Source organism: Devosia sp. YR412, from assembly GCF_900110945.1.
Classification (GTDB): domain Bacteria; phylum Pseudomonadota; class Alphaproteobacteria; order Rhizobiales; family Devosiaceae; genus Devosia.
On record NZ_FOFL01000011.1, the window covers coordinates 1 to 1042 of the forward strand.

The 1042-nt window shown below is 60.7% G+C and carries 1 protein-coding gene; it reads right to left on the reverse strand.

The window, feature by feature from the left end; all coding sequences use genetic code 11:
- The coding region (locus BM045_RS18660) for an IS30 family transposase (protein ID WP_139198840.1) at window positions 1-995 on the reverse strand (995 nt) is incomplete at its 3' end.
- Window positions 996-1042: the final 47 nt, after the last annotated feature.

Consider the following 1042-nt stretch of genomic DNA (forward strand, 5'->3'; position numbering starts at 1 on the left):
CCCGGCCTTGAGCCGGGTGTGGATTCACATTTGAAGTGCAACGGGTTGAGGAAGGCCTCTGCTGGCGTCTTGAAGCCGAGGCATTTTCTGGGTGTGTGATTGTGTCTGGCGATGATGCCATCGAGGTTTTGCTCGGACAAGGCGTGAAGGTCGCTGGAGCGCGGCAGGGATTGTCTGAGCCGACCGATTGCATTCTCCACGCCACCCTTTTGCCAGGGTGCACGGGGTTCGCAGAAGAAGGCGTCTACGTCCAACTGTCGGGCGATGCGCTGATGCCGGGTAAATTCGGTGCCATTGTCGAAGGTGATGGAGCGCCGCATGGCCTGCGGCATGGGCGCGAGCAGGTGAACCAGAGCTGTGGCGACAGGATCGGCCTTGAGACTGGCTTGTCGCACGGCAATGGTCAGCCTGGAATGGCGTTCATGGGCGACCAGGATGGCCTGGCCGGGTTTTGAGAACAGCATGGTGTCCGCCTCCCAGTGACCGGCCTGCTGGCGGTTTGTGATGACAGGGGGACGATCATGGATTGATCGCTTGTCGGCCTGGCGTGGCCAACCGCCCTTGCGACGCCAACCGCGCTTGTATCTGGCGCGGGGCAGGTCATGACGCCAGGTCCGGTCATTGGTACGTTTGAGCTGGGCATAAACAAAGCGATAGATGGTCTCATGGCTGATGACCTTGTGACCGGCCTCAAGGGCAAGCCGACCAACCACCTGTTCGGGCGACCAGCCCAGAGCCAGCCGATCAAGGATCGCTTCGCGCAGATCCCCATCGCGTTCGAGCCGGGAGCCTGTCCAGCGCCGGGCCTCGGTTTGCTGCTGGGCAGACCCTGCGCGGTACCCAGACTGTTTCTCCGCGTTACGACCTATCTCGCGGGAGATGGTCGACGGCTGGCGATCCAGAGCTGAAGCAATTTGCCGGATCGACTGACCCGCTTGCAGAAGCTGGGCAATCGTAAAGCGTTCCTCGATCGATAACTGGCGGTAGTTCGACATGGCAACATCTGTGTGAGCTGTTGCACTTCGTTTGTGAACTCAGAGGG